The organism is Chitinophaga oryziterrae (assembly GCF_009758125.1).
GTDB classification, from domain to species: Bacteria; Bacteroidota; Bacteroidia; order Chitinophagales; family Chitinophagaceae; genus Chitinophaga; species Chitinophaga oryziterrae.
Map to the genome: position 1 here is coordinate 107,810 of NZ_WRXO01000006.1, position 16,190 is coordinate 123,999.

Annotated in this window: 12 protein-coding genes and 1 riboswitch; of the genes, 6 read left to right on the forward strand and 6 right to left on the reverse strand. The window is 43.2% G+C overall.

Features of this window, described 5'->3' with window-relative positions; translation table 11 throughout:
• Window positions 1-154 precede the first annotated feature (154 nt).
• Window positions 155-976, reverse strand: a complete 822-nt coding sequence (locus tag GO495_RS20185; RefSeq protein WP_157301535.1) for an SMP-30/gluconolactonase/LRE family protein — start codon at window positions 974-976, stop codon at window positions 155-157.
• Between the two features lie 178 nt (window positions 977-1,154).
• On the opposite strand from GO495_RS20185, the gene GO495_RS20190 reads away from it, so the two are divergent.
• The 3 genes from GO495_RS20190 (at window position 1,155) to GO495_RS20200 (ending at window position 3,820) form a co-directional block, all read left to right on the forward strand.
• Window positions 1,155-2,015, forward strand: a complete 861-nt coding sequence (locus GO495_RS20190; protein WP_157301536.1) for an ATPase — start codon at window positions 1,155-1,157, stop codon at window positions 2,013-2,015.
• Between the two features lie 129 nt (window positions 2,016-2,144).
• The gene (locus GO495_RS20195; protein WP_157301537.1) at window positions 2,145-2,633 is read left to right on the forward strand and encodes a DUF2231 domain-containing protein; all 489 of its coding nucleotides are present in this window, start codon (window positions 2,145-2,147) and stop codon (window positions 2,631-2,633) included.
• Between the two features lie 89 nt (window positions 2,634-2,722).
• A complete protein-coding gene (locus GO495_RS20200; RefSeq protein WP_157301538.1) occupies window positions 2,723-3,820 on the forward strand; it encodes a VIT1/CCC1 transporter family protein in 1,098 nt (365 codons plus the stop codon).
• Window positions 3,821-3,970: 150 nt separating this feature from the next.
• Here GO495_RS20200 and GO495_RS20205 read toward each other — a convergent pair whose 3' ends face one another.
• Window positions 3,971-6,052, reverse strand: coding sequence for a GxGYxYP domain-containing protein (locus tag GO495_RS20205; RefSeq protein ID WP_157301539.1), 2,082 nt, complete (start codon window positions 6,050-6,052; stop codon window positions 3,971-3,973).
• A 192-nt stretch (window positions 6,053-6,244) separates the two neighbouring features.
• A riboswitch (TPP riboswitch) is annotated at window positions 6,245-6,342 on the reverse strand.
• A gap of 219 nt (window positions 6,343-6,561) precedes the next feature.
• Between GO495_RS20205 and GO495_RS20210 the strand changes: the two genes are divergently transcribed.
• The 3 genes from GO495_RS20210 to fsa all read left to right on the forward strand — a co-directional run bounded on the left by GO495_RS20210 (window position 6,562) and on the right by fsa (window position 9,128).
• Window positions 6,562-7,200 carry a DUF4142 domain-containing protein gene (locus GO495_RS20210; RefSeq protein WP_157301540.1) on the forward strand — a complete coding sequence of 213 codons (639 nt, stop codon included), beginning with the start codon at window positions 6,562-6,564 and terminating at the stop codon, window positions 7,198-7,200.
• 67 nt (window positions 7,201-7,267) lie between these two features.
• On the forward strand, window positions 7,268-8,377 hold the full coding sequence (locus GO495_RS20215) for a fatty acid desaturase family protein (RefSeq protein ID WP_205691296.1): 1,110 nt from the start codon (window positions 7,268-7,270) through the stop codon (window positions 8,375-8,377).
• Window positions 8,378-8,474: 97 nt separating this feature from the next.
• A complete protein-coding gene (gene fsa, locus GO495_RS20220) occupies window positions 8,475-9,128 on the forward strand; it encodes a fructose-6-phosphate aldolase (protein WP_157301541.1) in 654 nt (217 codons plus the stop codon).
• Window positions 9,129-9,161: 33 nt separating this feature from the next.
• On the opposite strand, the gene GO495_RS20225 is transcribed toward fsa, so the two are convergent.
• The 4 genes from GO495_RS20225 to GO495_RS20240 all read right to left on the reverse strand — a co-directional run bounded on the left by GO495_RS20225 (window position 9,162) and on the right by GO495_RS20240 (window position 15,616).
• Window positions 9,162-11,069 (reverse strand): sialate O-acetylesterase, encoded by a 1,908-nt coding sequence (locus tag GO495_RS20225; RefSeq protein ID WP_157301542.1) that lies wholly within the window; start codon window positions 11,067-11,069, stop codon window positions 9,162-9,164.
• A 45-nt stretch (window positions 11,070-11,114) separates the two neighbouring features.
• Entirely contained in the window at window positions 11,115-13,622 is a 2,508-nt protein-coding gene (locus GO495_RS20230) for a glycosyl hydrolase 115 family protein (RefSeq protein WP_157301543.1), read from the reverse strand.
• A 13-nt stretch (window positions 13,623-13,635) separates the two neighbouring features.
• Entirely contained in the window at window positions 13,636-14,385 is a 750-nt protein-coding gene (locus GO495_RS20235) for an SDR family NAD(P)-dependent oxidoreductase (RefSeq protein WP_157301544.1), read from the reverse strand.
• Window positions 14,386-14,572: 187 nt separating this feature from the next.
• A complete protein-coding gene (locus GO495_RS20240) occupies window positions 14,573-15,616 on the reverse strand; it encodes a LacI family DNA-binding transcriptional regulator (RefSeq protein ID WP_157301545.1) in 1,044 nt (347 codons plus the stop codon).
• Between the last annotated feature and the right edge of the window lie 574 nt (window positions 15,617-16,190).

Sequence of the window (16,190 nt, forward strand, 5' to 3'; positions counted from 1 at the left end):
TAAAGAAGTTCTTCTTTGTTCTTTAGAAAAGAACAGATATCAATATTCAATTTAGCTAACCTGTGCTTTTCTTTCAAAAATTCTTCTTCATGTAACGATAACGTACTTCGGCTATTTCCTGTCCAATTAAATCAGATAGTTTAAGGATTTCCATTTATTTTAATCGATACGCTACTACTTTTTTTGCATTAAAAGTAGGTACGAATACTATTCGCCGGACAGGGTCAAACCCGATATCGGCCGTGTTCATCTTTTCTGCATGACTGTCCAGCAAGGTTTCAACCTGGCCATTGGCAGTAACATAAAAAATATAACCTACCCAGGCGGTAACTATATAATCCCCGTTACCCACTGGCTCTATACCATCAATATTTTCCGGTACTTCCGCAATTTGCGTGATTTGCTTTTGCGCATTTGCTTTTTTCAGCAGTTTACCTTCGGCATAAACAAGGCCCTGCCCGCTGGCTTTTAAACCATTAGCACCTTTTACTTTATCAAGGTAAAGAGAGGGTACATCGTTTTCAATGCGCCATATCCGCCCTTGCCTGGAATCTGAAACAAATACGATCCCCTTATCTGTGACAGTGATGTCATTAAGCGCAGTTGCACTATTTACCGGAATTTTTTTTGTTACTTTTCCTGTTGCGATATCTATTACTACCACATCCGTAATATCAGCAACGTACAACCTGTTGCCATATCTGCCAAGCCCTTTGGGAGCATTCAGGCCAGATACCCAATTGCCGGTATAGTTCGTTCCATCCATGTTCAGTTTACCTACACCACCTTTGCCGTCGGCATCCCATCCGCCGCCATCAATCAATGAAATATACAGGATACCTTTCTTGAAATCGGGTAGTACAGACTCAGGAACGGCCACAATGGTATCCGTTTGCCATATCTTTTCTAGTTGGTGGTGCTGGGCAATAACGAACAAGGGAAAACAGGCTAGTAAAATGGATATCAGCTTTTTCATAATATGGAGTTTTAATGATTAAGGAAGCGGGATAGCATATTTCGAGGGTTTTCTCTAATGTAAAATAAAAACCCCATATTTCATAGGACAACTTAAATTTGTACATGCCTCTGGCAGGATATTCCGATGAATAAGCAACGTCACATTAGTAGCAGTCATATCGTCAATATGTTTATCTATGGATTCAGAATTAATTATAACAAAAGCATCGGGTGAGGCCGCGAAATTTTCAGAAAGCAAACTACGGAGTTCATTGCAGCATTCAGGTGCCACGAATGAGCAAATTGACAATGTAGTAAAGGAAATTTCAAAGAAACTATATCCGGGTATTTCTACAAAGAAAATATACAAAATGGCATATGGTCTATTGCAGGGAAGTGCAAGACCTCTGGCTGCAAAATATCGTTTGAAAGCGGCAATAATGGAATTGGGTCCTTCCGGCTTTCCGTTTGAAAAATATTTTGGTGAAATCCTTCGTCACCAGGGATATGGGGTTAAAGTTGGTGAAATTGTGCAAGGTCAATGTGTGCAGCATGAGGTGGATGTCGTGGCTATTGTGGATCATTTGCAGCTAATGATCGAATGCAAATACCATAATTCACCCGGGACAATTTGCGACGTCAAGATACCGCTATATATACATTCCAGGTTTAAAGATATCGAGGCCCAGTGGCTGAAATTCTCAAAGAATAAAGCTATTTCTTACCAGGGATGGGTGGTGACCAACACCAGATTTTCTGATGATGCCATTCAATATGGAACTTGTGCCGGTTTGAAATTAATAGGTTGGAATTATCCGGCAAAAGGTAGCCTGAAAGACATGATAGACACATTGGGGCTTTACCCGATTACTTGTCTTACATCATTGACCGGGCACGAAAAAACAATCTTACTTGAAAAAAAGATCGTACTCTGTCTTGAACTGAATAATAATAAGCATTTGCTGGAAGAGGCAAGAGTAAGTCCGGCCAGGATAGAAGCTGTAATGGAGGAAGCAAGACTACTTTGTGCCCATCTGAACGGAATTGACAAATCATGAGTATAACTTATTACCGGATATTTGCTCAGGCTGGTAAGTGCGGATACCATATGAAAATCATATGTAGTGATGACTAAAATCAGTTAAAATAAGTAATGTAATCGTGATCTTGTACGAAAACACGCAAGTATGGATCAGACATACATTCACCTGTTAATAACCCACCTTCCGATTTTCGGTTCAATATTGGGTGGGTTGGTTCTCCTGCATGGAATTTGGACCAAAAGTAACCAGACGACAATAGCCGCATATAATGTTTTTATCATTTCAGCTATTGGTGCCGGAATCGCATATCTCACGGGAGAAGCCGCAGAAGAGACGGTTAAAAATATTCAGGGTGTGGCAAAGAACAGGATTGATGCACATGAAGATTTTGCAATGATAGCGCTGGTCTCACTAATTGTTCTGGGTATCGCCTCACTTATCGGGATATTTCTTACCGTCAAAAAATCCCCATTGACCAGAATTGTTTCAATTGTTATACTGCTGATCGCACTGGTTAGTTTTGGCTTAGTTAGCAGGACCGGATATTTGGGTGGGAAGATCAGGCATACGGAGCTGGATAACAGCACGACTAATACTACTCTGCCGGCAAATGGCGGGAAAGAGCAGGACTAACTGCATGCCCGTTGTCAATGGGCATCTTATAGTATTGGTCCTTTAATGAAAGAGGTAGTATCTTAAAGTATCATAAAATCACCCCAATTTTGCAAACAAAAAACCTTCAAACGGAAGTAGATGCCAGCTACTTATACAAAAGACTGGCCGAAACAGAGGAGGACAAAACCGTTGCCGATGTATTCAGGCAAATGAGTGATATAGAAAAGGGACATGCCGAAGTATTTTTGAAGAAACTGAATACGGGGTCCGCTATTTTACCTCCGCCGTCCTTCAGGGCCAGGATACTGAACCGGATAGGAAAGATATTTGGCTACGATTATGTACTTGGAGTATTGATGGATACTGAAAAAAGCATCTCCAATGCGATGATCCATGCAAAGAAACAGAGCGGTGCCATTATAACAGGCAGCGAAACCAATCACGTTAAAATATTGCGCGCACTACTGGATAATGAATCTAAAGTAACCGGAGCAAATCTGGCCAAATTTGAGAGCAGGCATCGTTCTGTGGGAGGAAATGCGTTAAGGGCTGCTGTATTGGGTGGGAACGATGGATTAGTATCTAATTTCAGCCTCGTAATGGGTATAGCAGGAGCTACCTCAGGGCAAAGCGGGGTTTTGTTGGCGGGGGTGGCGGGTTTGCTTGCAGGAGCTTTATCTATGGCTTTGGGCGAATGGATATCCGTGAAAAGTTCGCAGGAACTATATGAGAATCAGATGGAACTGGAGAAGGAAGAAATAGAAACTAACCCGGAAGGAGAGGAAAGGGAGTTGGCACTTATTTACATGGCAAAAGGTATCCCGGAAGAGCAGGCACATAAGATGGCATCGGATTTAATGCTGAATACAGAACACGCACATGAGATGTTGGTAAAAGAAGAGTTGGGCATTAATCCTGAAGAACTAAAAGGTTCTGCAATAGAAGCGGCTGTATACTCCTTTATACTATTTGCTATTGGAGCTGTTATCCCGGTGTTGCCTTTCTTTTTTACCAAAGGTGCTACGGCTATAGCAGTAAGTGTGGCATCCAGTGCTACCGGATTATTTCTGATCGGGTCCGCAATCACATTATTTACAGGGAAAAGCATCTGGTATTCTGGTTTCCGGCAGGTAATATTTGGACTGATAGCCGCAGCTATTACTTTTGGAATAGGTAAATTAATTGGGGTATCACTGGCTGGATAACGTCTGCCATAGAGAAGCTTCCGTAATCGGGTTAAATATCGTTTTTATATTTATTGCTGCTTTTGTAGCATAAGGCGCCTGTTGCAGCGAAATGAGCATATGTAAAAAAAAGCCCGCAGACACAACGTCTGCGGGCTTTTTTTGCCGTATTTACTGGCAGGAAGGAGGTGTTTGATGATCAGGGGGTATTGCTCCCCTCATGGCTTGTGATAACTTCAATAAATTGCTCATAGCAGCATCCACTGAAAGGCCATTTGCTTCGCGGATAAGCTGGAAAATATGATCAGGACGCACCACTATATAATCTGTGTTAAGGGAATTGGCGACATTCTTAAAACTTGTAGGTGTCACATTCTGCCAGGGCTGAGCCTGTATGATAATGAACCGTGGTGAAGTGCCATTCCATCCGGAAGCCGCAGAGGCAATGTGGTCCTTCATAGCCTGCTCATTTGTGCAGTAGTTGCAGGAAAGCGCCATTCCGGGAAGTTTATTATTGTAGATCGTAAGCCCACCGCCGGTATTCTGAGCCGTTACACCCAGCAATGATGGTGCATAGCTGGCATAGGTTTGTCCAACACTTTGATTAATCCCGCCAGTAATAGTATTCCAGACGGTAATAACCCTGAAGCCGGCACGCTGATTATATTCATCTGTTTTAGCAACGAACTGGTTCAGCAAACTTTGATTGGGCCAACTGTTGGGATAAGTGTAACCATAGCCAGAGGGACCTGAAATCAGATTGTCATTAGCGGTGGATGTCTGCCAGTAATAGTTGAGCGCTCCGGGCATTGCATCAAGCATGGCAGGTGAAAGCGTCCATCCCATTGGAACAGAGCCACGGTCAGGGTTATTCCACAGCTTGCGCATCAGATGTTCTACATACTGCAGGTTGTCTCCATCACTTAATATGAAAGCCACATAAATCTTGTTTTGCAGTGCCGGTTTCGGAGGCGTTGGTTTAATATTTACTGTTCTGGGCATACCACTATGCATTGTCAGGTTTGTACCCCAGTCGCTCGCAACGGTTGCAATGCCATAGGTAGACGCCCTTCCTACGCCTGCTCCTTCTTCCGGCCACCATCCCATGAAGTTTGAACCAGCTGGCATAGCCGATAAAAAGCTGTTCAGTAGTTCACTTTCACCAGATACCGTAGGGTCCAGCCATATAACCGCGGCACCCAATGCTGTTGCATATTCACGTAGGGCCGCTTTATGTACTTCCGGGTTTAACCCTATTAATATACGGTGATCAACGTTGGGCCAATAAGAGTTATATATCGTCTGATATACCTGCAACTTACTGGTAAACTGACCGCGTAAATCGAGCAGCACAGGTAAATTATACGGAGCGGACGTTAACCGTGATAACAGGGATGGAGAGGCAATGAGCGCTTTCCGGTCTTTTGCAAGCATTGTGGCCAGGTTAACGGTATGTATCTGAGCAGGGTCGTAAACGATCAGACCGGATATCTCACTGCGATATTTAGTGATAAGGTCCCACTTGTCTGCAGGCTCAGACCAGTTCAATCCCAGCGACTGCAACCAGGTATATTGTCCTTCTGCAAACGCATCCCCTTCATAAGAGAAGATGCGCGGTTGTGTCCTGTTAACGATGCCTTTCAACGATGCAAACAGATACATCTCGGGAGAGGAGTTATTCTGCTGTACGCCGACCCAATCCACCTTCGTATAAGCGCTACCCCGCCAATATACGCGTAGCTCTATTGATTGATTATCTGCCGGCATGGTAAAGGGCAACGTAAAACTTGTGTAGTCTGCAGCTATTGGGAACTGTTGACGTGTAATCGTCTGGGAGGCCAGAATCTGGCCGCTTGTAGCATTTCTGACATCTATGTCCACCACAGGGTCGTTATTGGCTGTATTGTTGTCTATTTTCATCCTGAACTCAGCTACATTTGGTCCTGCCGGGACATTAGTGTCATAGGGGCCATAAATCATATGGTCATTTGGGGCATCGATGCCGGTCTGGCAAAGCCAGCCATCAGTCTCTAACCGTCCTGTTTTATGACCAAGAGAGGGGCCTTCGCCTTCCCAACGGGAGGACGTTTCACGAAGAATGATCAGGTCCTGCGTTTGCGCTGATGAAGGAAAGGAGGGAAGGAGTTGACCGGATGGCCATGTTATCTGGGCCATTGAGGGCATGATGAATAACAGAAGCAAGGGTAGGCACACCGCTGCCTTCTTAACAGATGGGTTAATGGGTTTGATCATAGGTTAATGCTTAATGTAATGAATATAATAACGTGACCTTATAAAAATAAGGATTTAAAGTCGCTTACACAGCTTTACACCATTGCTCCTGAGTACCTGTACACAGACTGAACAATAAGATTTAGATCAAATCTTCCTAAAGGGCTCTTCCTTAATATACTTAATAAAAAAGGCTCCGTTTGTATCCGGAGCCCTTAGCTGTTTCTTTTTTTCCTACGCTGGCATTACCCAGATCAGGTTAATTGGGTATATTCTCAGATCTTGTTTTAAGACCACCCCTATAAGAAACTTCTAACAATAAAACCATAAAAATTGTGCCATTTCTGTTCCCCGCTTTCTTAGCGATTTTTTAAGAGGAATATTCTTCCAGGTGAGGAAAAATAAAAGCAGTTTGAGGAAATTAATCTCTGTTTATATGGGCAAATTATTGGACTCGTTGATTGTCAAAAGAGAGCAAATATTTATTATTCGGATGGCATAAGTTTTGTGCTCTTCTGAAAAATGGCACTATGAAAAAGTTACTTGATTTTTATCTGGGCCTGGCATTTATCTTTCTCTTTATTAGTTGTAATAATAGCCCCTCTTCTGATAGTGTAAAAAATGCAAAAGATTCCAACGCTGCAAAGATTGAAAGTCGAAAAGGCGCAGAGAGCCCCGGAGATTCGCTTGCAGCAGTTCCATCCAAAGCAGATGCTGATTTTCTGGTGAATGCTGCCAGTAGGGGAATGATGGATGTGCAATTGGGCCAACTGGCGCAAAGTCATTCCACTAATCAGGGGGTAAAAGCATTTGGGACCATGATGATTAAAGATCATGGTGAAGGAAGTATAACATTGAAAGACCTTGCTGCTGCGAAGAGGGTGACCCTTCCGGCTACTGTATCCAATCGTCAACAGAAAGTAATAGACAATCTGCAGAAGAAAAAGGGGGCAGAATTCGATAAGACTTATATCCGCATAATGGTCAGCAATCATAAAAAGGACATTAATGAATTCGAAAAAGAAGGGAAAAAGGGAGCTGATCCGCAAGTAATGACTTTCGCTAATAACAGCCTGGCAATGTTACGCAAACACCGTGATTCTGCTATTGCTTTACAGAAGCTACTAGGCATAAATGATATAATGGAAACCGCGCCGTTAATCAAATAAGAGCTCGTTTGCAGGATTTTTGCCGGCTTTTTTAAGAGATATTTTATTCATTGATATATTATTTCTTATGAAAGCGGATAAATTGAATATTGTTCGTTTTGCACCTAAAGGGGAAGACAGCTTTTACGACGCAGTAGTAACAAAAGTTGCTGCTTACTTTGAAGTTCATCAGGTTTCTCCTTATGCTAATACGGAGATGTGGGTAAAGACAATTGTGATGCTGGCCTTATATTTTGTGCCGTATGTACTGATGGTTACCGGCGTAGGGGCGGGTAACCTATGGCTGTTTTTCGGCTTGTGGTTTCTGATGGGAATGGGTATGAGCGGGATAGGAACTGCTGTTATGCATGATGCCAATCATGGCACATATTCTCCTGATAAAAAAGTAAACAATTTTATCAGTCATATCCTGGAAATCATTGGGGGATATACTGTTACCTGGAAAATCCAGCATAATGTATTGCATCATACCTACACTAACGTAGCCGGACTGGATGAAGACATTGACAGCATCATATTATTGCGCTTCTCTCCACGTCAGCCCCGCTATTGGTTTCACCGGTATCAGTACATCTATGCCTGGTTTTTTTATATGATAATGACACTGTTCTGGATGACCGCGAAGGATTACCTGCAGGTAGTCCGCTACAAGCAACACGACTTACTCATTAAACAAAAAGTTTCGCTGAAGCAGGCATTATTACGCATTACTGTGTATAAACTGTTTTATTATGCTTATATATTAGTATTGCCCATATTGTTTGCCGGCCAGCCATGGTATTTTGTTGTTATGGGCTTTTTATTAATGCATTTTACGGCAGGATTATTCCTTTCCTGTATTTTTCAACCCTCACATGTTGTGGAAGAATCGGCTTTCGCATCACCTCTGCAAATGGATGGCAAAAGGCATATGGAGGATACCTGGGCTGTACATGAAGTAGCTAATACGACTGATTTCGCCCCGCACAATCATATCTTATCCTGGTTTATCGGCGGTCTTAACTACCAGATAGAGCATCACCTGTTCCCGGGTATTTGCCATGTCCATTATACGAAAATTGCGCCTATCGTACAGTCTGTTGCCGAAGATTATGGGCTTCCCTATCATGTACAGCCAACTTTTTTACAGGCACTCCGTAAACATGCGGAAATGCTGAAGATGCTTGGGCGGGAGTAGTACTGATCTGTGGCAGTTACATGAACTTTTGAACTGTGATACGGGCTCAGTTTTTGTACCCCGAACAGTACATCACTCATACATTCAATTGATTTATATGAAAATCTTTATAGATACTGCTAATCTCTCGCAGATAAAAGAAATCAATGAATTAGGTATACTGAACGGGGTCACTACCAATCCTTCCCTGATGGCTAAAGAAGGTATTACTGGAAAGCCCGCCATTTTTCAACATTATAAAGACATTTGTGAAATGGTAGCGGGCGACATCAGTGCGGAAGTAGTAGCAACAGGTTTCGAAGAAATGATAAAAGAAGGGCAGGAGCTGGCGGGTATTCATCCGAATATAGTGGTAAAAGTCCCAATGATTAAAGAGGGCGTAAAAGCCATTAAATGGCTCACTGAAAATGGTATACGCGTGAATTGCACCCTTGTTTTTTCTGCCGGTCAGGCAATACTGGCGGCGAAAGCCGGAGCTTACTATGTATCCCCGTTTATTGGGCGCATAGATGATACCGGTTGGGATGGCACTGAACTGATCGACCAGATAGCCCACATTTTTAAAGTACAGCAATACCAAACTCAGATATTAGCGGCCTCTATCCGCAGCAGCAATCAGATCCTCAATTGCGCGGCGTTGGGTGCACATGCATGTACAAGTCCGCTTGAACCTATTCTGGGGCTATTCAAACACCCTTTAACAGATATTGGCCTGAAGAAATTTCTGGAAGATGCACAGAAACATGGATGAATGGGCATACACCTTACCGGGTTTGCTGCGTAGCTACTCATCAGTTCTGAAGGGAGAGGCCGGTAACCTTTCCTTATTAAATAAATTGGGGTTTACCGGATTATCTGCCCAGGCATAACGAACGTACCGAGGGGCCGTAATCCCGTCACTCCATACAATTACTTTATCTCCTTCTATCCTGGCGTTGGCCCAGACAAATTTTTTATCGGCGCCGGCAATCGCGAATGCTGACAGGGTATCTTCATCTATAGTTATTAATCCTCCGCCTGTATTGGTAAAGCTGATAATGATCTTATTTCCTTCGATAACGGACGATTCATAAAGAGGACCGGAGTACGTAATATTTTCTTTATAGGCCACTTTCATTGCTGTGAGGGCCAGGCGTTCGCCAACGTCTTTCTTATCTTCAGGATGAATGTCATTCCACTCGCCAAGATCAATAGCTACAGCCATGGCCGTATTAGGGACAGATAGTGATTTAAGTTGGGATTCTCTCAACATTGCCCAGTTGCTTTCTGCCGGCAAATAATTGTAATCCATAAACCCCGGCAACTGTACATACAGAAAGGGGAGAAGGCCCTGGTCCCATTTACCCCGCCAGTCACTGATCAGGGCAGGTAATAACTTTCGATACTCTTCTGGCCGACCTGCATTACTCTCTCCCTGGTACCAGCAAAATCCCTTTACCGTATAATTGATTTCCGGGGCTACCATCGCATTATACAAAGTAGTGGGTTGATTCTGAGAACTTAGCATGTCTACACCGGTAACAGGGGGAGAAACAGCGCCCACTTTATACTGCCAGTCACCTTTTAAATCAACCGTATCGGTACCTGAAAAAATGTAATAAGGTTTGTCCGGTACAAAGCCGCCTTTGCCGGTGGTATTGGTCACCCGAACAACAAATACGTTCCTGCCGGCTTTCAATATATCCGCGGGTACATGATATCTGCGTTGGGGATATTGATAACCGGTACTGCCTACCTTTTTACCGTTAATGTAAAGCTCGTCCGCATCGACAATCCTTCCCAGGAACACCTTGGCCTGTTTACCGGCCATAGAAGCCGGTAAGTCCATCTCCCGGCGGTACCATACCACTCCGTTCAAGTCCCTGATTCCCTGGTCTTCCCAGTAACCGGGAATATGGATATTCCGCCATCCTTTAGGAAGAAGTGAAGGATCATACCATTTAGGCGTATTAGTGAGCCCCGCATCGGGCTTAACGGGAGTTGATACCGGCTTCCGGTTAAAACTATTCACGTAAGCCGTATCTTTATTTCTTTCACTTGTCGCTGTCAGTAACGGGAAATCTTTCAGTCCATCTTCACTGATCCATGCTTCGATAGGTGTTCCGCCTACACTGGCATTGATGATACCTACAGGTACTTTATATTTTTCATGGATTCTCTTTGCGAAAAAGTAGGCTACCGCAGAAAATGGTCTCACTTCTTCGCCTACAGCGGGTTTCCAGTACCCGGTGGGTAAATCGGTCTGAGGCCCTTGAAAGTTCGTCCGTGTGGGTATCCAGAACTGTCTGATCTGCGGGTAATTTGCTTCAGCAATATCACGTGCATACGTGACATCATGAATATTCATCTGATGGACCATATTCGACTGACCACTGCAAAACCATACATCACCAAACAATATCTCATGCAGGGTAATTTTATTACCTGCTATAATGTCCATACTATAGGGACCACCGGCTTTAGTGGGGGGTAAATGCACCATCCAGTTACCGCCCGCATCGGCTTTCGTTCTATATACTTTGCCATTGAAGCGGATTTGCACCCGTTCATTGACAGATGCCCATCCCCACAACTTTATTTTTTCATCTCTCTGAAGGATCATACTATCCCGTATAAGTCCGGGTAGTTTCACCTGGGCCGATCCGCTGAATAACGAGAATAGGAATAGCTGAATGATGATGAATCTTTTCATAGAAGGATCATTATCAATAACAAAAAGGTATGAAATCGCATATAATCATTTTTGATCAGTTACATACATGGTTTCAGGAGGTCCCAGAAAACCTGGCTCCGTATCTCCAAAGTCTAACACCAGTTTCTGTAAAATAACACCCGGACTTACCATCCAGTATTTTACAACATGTTTTCCCGGCTTATCAATGCTGTGCCTGCTTGATTTGATAATGATGTTTTCTGCCACCCATTTATCCCAGGTACCGGAAACTTTATAATCTTTATTGATACTGATGATCTGTGGCTTTTCATCATCCACTGAAATGGCATATTGTAAACCCTCTTCTTTATGCTGAAAATTCAGGGTAGGAGAGTGGTAAGTATTGATGGAAAAATCGCCTTTACTATAGGTATAGATCTCATATTCCAGATGTGGTGCATGCTCCGGTTGCTGCTCCGCAGATGTAACCGGAAAAGTGCTGATAGCGGAGCCGGTCCTGCCCAGATCAGGCAGTATCTGCCATTTTATTTTATCCGTGTTAATTGCTTTAGTATAGTGGTCCGCCGCAATAGAAACACCTCTTTTTTCTACCTGTTGAAATACTTTTCTCTCTATGCCTGCCGGCATTGTAGCCCGCATTAAATCCGGTGTCGCTGGTTCTTTTCGTGAGATGGCAGAATCAGCGTTTACATAAAACACCTCAGGCATTTTCTGGTGTTCCGGCTGTTGCCAGTAGGTGTAACCGATATGGGTCTGGCTCATCATGTGATTCCATTTGCCATTGTTCAGCCGGTGATATTGACCCGTAATCGCAGAATCTTTTGCATACAATTCCTTTGCATTGTCTGCATATACATTTGCCTCTTTCCATTTGTTGGCATAAGCGTTTTTATTCAATGCCACATTGTAATACAATTCATTCAGGTTGGCACATGCTTTTACAGGGTGCAATACAAGCTGGAAATAGGCGTCCTTATATTCAGCAGGCAATGCATCTCCGGTCTTTTCTGCTTTTTTGAGCAGATCGTTATAATCATTCACAACAGTTAACCATTCATTGCTGGCAAGGCTGTAAGTATCAGCATCAAGTAACTCAGGTTTTCTCCTGGCATTGTACTTTGCATATTTGCCCAATATGTCAGCAATATCTTTTGCATACTGTTTACCGAACTGTTGACCCGCCCATTTCTCACTGTAGCTTTGCAGATCATTTGCTCCGATCTTATCCGGGTTCCAGGCATAATCAAGGAAAAATGAAATGGGGAACTCCATGGGTTTAATGTCCCCTACATTTACGATCCATATTTGCCTCACGTTATATTCCCAGGCTAAATGCATTTGTTCCCAGATACGTGGTAAAGGATTTGTATTAAGCCATTTATAGTTCCTTGGATCACCAACATAATCAAAATGATAGTAGATGCCGTAGCCGCCTTTTCTGGGCTTTTCATTCACTTTGGGCAATTTTCTGATATTCCCCCAGTTATCATCACAAAGCAATAGCGTTACATCATCCGGTACTCTCATACCTTTGTCGTAATAGTCCTGCACTTCTTTGTATAAGGCCCAAAGCTGAGGGGTTTCACTTGCAGGCTTGCCGGTTACATCTGCAATGATCGCCCTTTGATCACTCACTATTTTTTCCAGCAATGCGGTTGCCGTCTCTCTCGACATAGGTTCATCACCGTCGCCCCGCATTCCCACGGTCACTATCTTTTCATTATTGGCTCTTTCCATGCCACTCCGCCAGAATGCTTTCAGTTTTACTTCATTGCTGTCATAGTTCCATTTTCCACTTCCATACCTCCTCCACTCATCATGCGCTTTCATCAGGGGTTCATGATGTGAGGTACCGATCACGATCCCGTATTTATCTGCCATTTTTATATTCAGTGAGTCATCATCATAGAAGGCATTTCCCCACATAGCCGGCCACAGGTAATTCCCTTTCAATCTTAAAATGAGTTCAAAAACTTTTTCGTAAAACTGATGGTTAAAGCCGCCGAATTTTTCTTTACTCCAACCAGATAATGCGGGCGCTTCATCATTAATGAAAATCCCCCGGTATTTCACTTTAGGAGCATCGCTGACCGATACATTTTTTTTAACGAATATATTTTCCTTCTTTTTTACAGGCACATCTGCCCACCAGTACCAGGGGGATACGCCCAATTGCCTGGATATCTCAAATACACCATATGCTGTTCCTCTTCTGTCGCTTCCGGTTATGATCAGACTGTTGCCCGTGCTTTTTATAAGATAGCCTTCCCATTTGTTTTTTAAGACATCAACAGATTTAATGAGCGCCGATCTTTGTGCAGATCCAATAATAATAGCAGTTTTTTGTGGTACTGTTGCAGTAATGGGTAGTTTCATTCCCGTAACCATTTCAATATCTTTCTGCAGGCAGATGGCTGATTGCTGCACCAGCTCATAGTCATTGGGATCGACACAGATCACTGCACCGGCAAGAGAAAATGTCTTATCCGACGGCTTATCAATAATGATGGACTGCGCATGACAGTAAATAGCCAGTAAGCTTACCGTTAAGAAAGATATGAATCGTTTCATGTGTTGATGAGTTTTAAAAACCAATACTATTTCCGCCATCCACAGGCAATACGATGCCTGTAATAAATTTGGCAGCATCACTGGAAAGGAAATATACGGCCTCGCCTATATCAGCAGGTTGTCCCATAATTCCCATGGGTGTTCGTCCGAATACTTTTGCTTTTCTTTCGGGATCGTCATCTAATGCTTTCGCTGTCATTTCAGAATAGATAAATCCCGGGGCAATCGCGTTTACCCGTATGCCTTTGGAAGACAGTTCAACTGCCATCGCTCTGGTCATGCCGTCAATGGCCGTTTTACTGGCAGAATAGGCGATTACTTTAGGTATCCCGTATTGGGCAGCCATGGAGCTGATATTGATGATACAGCCCGACTGATGCCGCAACATATTTTTGGTAACCTCCCGGCTCATAGCGAAAACAGAAGTAAGGTTAGTCAGGATTATTCCCTGGAACTCCTCGTCTGTTACTTCTGTGAATTCCTTTTTCATATTAGCGCCTGCATTGTTTACCAGTATATCGATCTGACCGTACCGCTCAATTACATCCTGTATAAAAACAGGGATTGATGCAAGATCGGTTACATCACAGGATATGGCATGGCATAAGTCGCCCAGTTTTTGTTTAGCACTGTCCAGCCTTTCCTTATTTCTTCCTGCTATGATGACCTGAATGCCCTTTTGCACAAATTTTTCGGCAATGGCAAAACCAAGGCCAGACCCGCCACCTGTCACAATTGCTAATTTTCGTTTCGTTGCTATCATCTTTATCTTGTCAGTTTAATGTTCATGGGAGTACTGTAGGGCGCGACGACCCGCCACTGCGAAAGTGTAACATCATTAACGTGTAATTTTTCATATGGACAACAAACTACTTACAGGTATTTGAGATGCCCGATTTTATAAATTAAAGCCTTTAATCTGCAATCGGTTGCTAAGATCGTAAAAAAAATCAATTTTTATAATTTGTTTTCAGGGAGGAGGCTCTGATAACTAAATCGGCACGCAGGGTAATGGAATTGGTTGTATATAGGTTACTGAGTCCTTTAAGGTGGTTAATTATATTGGTAGCAGCCGTATTGCCTACAATATCTCCCGGATAGTCAATGGTAGTAAGGTTTGGCTCGATAACCCTGCTGATGGGGTCATTGTTGAAGCCTGCAAATGCCACGTCTTCCGGAATACGCAGGCCTTCGGCTTTAAGGGCGAGCATGCAGTACACTGCAGCGGTATCATTAGCTGAAAATACGGCATCAGGACGCTCTTCAGGGGGTAAATCCAGTATATACCTGGCAGCATCTGTTCCGGCCTGTTCCGAAAGTGTGCTGGTTAAATGAAATTGTTCAATAAAGGGCAGATTGTAATCCCTGAGCGCCTGCTGGTAGCCGTTGAGCCTTTCCTGGTAAACATTCCTCAGTACATTCCCGCCCAGGTGCATGATCCGGCTGCAGCCCTGCTCTATAAGGTGTTTGGTGATAGCATAAGCCGCGCTGAAGTTATTTATAACGATGGAAGTGCTTTCATTATGAGGAGGAACACGGTCGAAAAAGACAACGGGTATCTTCCGCTGGAAAAAGGGATCTAAATGGGTGATTTCCTTTGTATTATAAGAAAGAGAGATCAATAGGCCGTCAACTCTCTTATTGAACATCGTCGCAGCATTCAGCTTTTCCTTCTCTACGTCCTCAAGCGATTGCGCAATAATAAGATTATAGCCATGCCTGTTGGCCACATCTTCCATCCCTGCCAGTACTGATGACATAAAATGGCTGTTAAGACGTGGTACGAGCACCCCAAGCGTATGGGTTTGCTTGCTTCTCAGACTACTTGCAAAGGTATTTGATTGATAACCAAGTGATTTTGCTGCATCCACAATCTTTTTCCTGGTGGTTTTGCTGATCATGGGATTATCATTCAGTCCCCTGCTAACGGTGGCTGCAGACAGATTGAGGTACTTGGCTATGTCATATATGGTTACTTCCCGGTCTTCTGGCATATTATTCTGGCTTATTTATCAAAGGAAGCGAACTTTTTTTGAATATAAAAATGCAATCGGTTGCGCCTTTCTCATTTTTTCTTATAGTCGCCCAAATTCTCTTACATGCGCAATAGTACGTGAACAGGGCAGGGATCGACCATACAACCATTGCCAGTGTGCTCGTCAGGTTAGCTGCCTGTGCGGGTAGAAATGCAGGAAAATTGCCGCTCCACTGGATAATTGAATCTGCATTAACTATATAGTACGATACCTTTTGTGACCTGTTCAATCTTTAATGGTAACCGGAAAACACTAACGGTAATCAGTGTACCCCTTCCAGTTATAAAATTCCTGTTAGGAGTGAGGGCGCTCCCTTAGAAGAAAAACAGGCATGACTACTTAACAAAGTGCGATACAGTTGGTTCACTACGGAGATAAGAAAAAAGGAGAGGAGTTTTGCAATAGTCATGTGAACAAATCAATTTTAGATTTGTTTACATGAGCTTTGATGGGAGCTGAAATATAAGTTTATACTAAAATATCGGGCTGGTAGCAGCAATAAAATAACCCGGTTAACCCCCAAAATAATCCG